This is a genomic window from Thiohalocapsa sp. (genome assembly GCF_019695415.1).
In the GTDB taxonomy this organism is placed as follows: domain Bacteria; phylum Pseudomonadota; class Gammaproteobacteria; order Chromatiales; family Chromatiaceae; genus Thiohalocapsa.
This window is the reverse complement of record NZ_JAIFKJ010000359.1, coordinates 2496-4535: the sequence shown is the minus strand read 5'-3', so window position 1 is coordinate 4535 and position 2040 is coordinate 2496. Positions and strand designations below refer to the sequence as shown.

Annotated in this window: 1 protein-coding gene; it reads left to right on the top strand. The window is 70.0% G+C overall.

What is annotated here, in order from left to right; translation table 11 throughout:
* Positions 1-125 precede the first annotated feature (125 nt).
* Positions 126-2040: hypothetical protein (locus I6U14_RS10365; protein WP_296899084.1), on the top strand; the 1915-nt coding region annotated here is incomplete at its 3' end.

Below are 2040 nucleotides of genomic sequence, written 5' to 3'. Positions count from 1 at the left end.
TTCCCTGATCTATGGGCAATTTCTGACGGCGATTCCGGCAAAAAGTCACACGTTGCCGCTCGGCCTTTCTGCCATCCTGGCCCGGACGCTCGAAGAGCGGCTCTGGACCAGCGGAGAGGCTCACAATGCGATTCCTCCATACGACTGCCATCAAGGCCTGCCGACGCGGCTGGACGGCAGCGCAAGCGGCTCATGGGCGACCGTCGCTCGCGCGTGTCCCGGCACACACACCGCGGCGCTGGGATGCCCGACCGGAAGCGCTCGCCGCGGCGGCACTGGTCGCGGGCGTCGTCGAGGTGGGCTGGGCGGCGCTGGTGCTGCCGACGCTCATCCGCGCGGCCGTGCAGTCGGCTGTGGCGGTGCACGAGTATGCACACGCTGCGGCGGCGGGATGCCCTGTACAGGCGGGGTCCCGCCGGCCGATGCATGCGATCCTTCTGCGCGGCCTCCTGCCGCTGCAAACGCTCTATCTGCCGGGGCTCGATGATCCGCAGGGGGCGTTTCACGTCGAGGTGGCGTCCTTGCCCGCGCAACGCCGGCGCGCGGTCGCCGTAGTTGGCCCTGCCGCCAATGCGGCACTGGTCTTCTTGTTGGCGCCGCTGCTCTGGCTCGTGGCCACGCTGCCAAGTCTGCTCGGTTTGGCGATTGGCGCGCTGTTGCTCGCCAACCTGTGGATTCTGGCGACCTCCTGGACCGACTACCGCTGCGCCCTGTTGGGCAACGCCGGCCGGCTGTACTGCGGCAACTTCGGCATCCTCGCCAAACGGCAGCGCGGCGAGCAGGGCTTTCTGCCCGGTCGCTTTCGGCGCATGGCGGCACGCCTCGGCGAGGCGACCGATGTCCGCGGACAGCAGGCCGGCGGTCTAGCGGTGATGAGCGCCACCGGGCGCTTCGTCGGACGCAAAATCGTCAACGACAAGCGCGGTGATCTGACTCGCGACCTGCTCGGGTCCTTTCGGCGGCGCGCCTTCGTGCGTCGGCTCCTCGGCGCCCGGCCGCAAAGCGGCATCTTTCACCTCATCGGCCATTACCGCTACGGCACCTCGAGCGCGCCCTCCGTTGTCGAGACCCACTGGCACCGCTGGCAGCGCCCCAGGCGGCTGCCGGTGTGGACCGTCGACGGGAGGAGCCTGATTCGGCGCAGCCGCGTCGTGGAGAACCTGATCACCCACAACGGCGACTTTCAGGCCTGGTGTGCGCCTTGGGCATCGCTGCCCGTGGGCCAGCTCGGCGATTGGCTGACAATGGTGCTCGGCGAGGCCAACCGAGCGCGGGGCGATTCGCCCAAGATCGCCGGTATGCTCGACTTGCTCCACACCCAGGGGCAATGGGGCGCTTCGCTGCGTCTGGGCTTCGCGCTGCATGCGCAGACGCAGCCGCCGCCCTGGTATTTGCGGGAGCTCACGCGCATCGCCGAGCGCGTCTTCGAAGCCTGGGTGAGCGCGAGGCAGACGGTCCGCACCGGCGCCCCAGATCAGACAGCCCCGACGGAAGAACAGCAGCCGCGGCTCGCCGTCATCGGCTGCACCTCGTTGGCCGAGGTCTATGCCGCCAACGTGGGTGCCGTCGAGCATCTGGAGGACGAGCTATGGCAGGCGTCCCTAGAGTTGTCGAGCGAGTGGGCCGCCAGTGCTGAGCATGACCTGCGGGGCGTGCTCCATAAAGCGGCGGAGGCGTTCTTCCTCAACGACGTCTATCGAGCGACCTACGCATTCATGGCGGGCGCGGAGGGCACCTTCGGTCTGGTGGCGACCACCAGCCTGGCGCCCGGTGCCGTCGCGCTCGCGGCCGATCGGCAGCCCCTATTCATCGGGGCCGATCCAGAGGCCGGCCTGCTGGTGTATGCCTCCGAGGCCGCCGCGCTGAACGTGGTCGGCGACCCCGATGCCGCCGGACGCTTGCCGCCGGTACCCTTCCGCTCTGCCCTTCCCGACCGCGCCCTTGCGCCGCCTCCGGTGCACCCCGGCCCCGCCGCGCACCCCGCCCCCCCCCACCACCCCCATCGCGGCGCCGCCCCCAGGCGGGCACCGTCCACCCCCC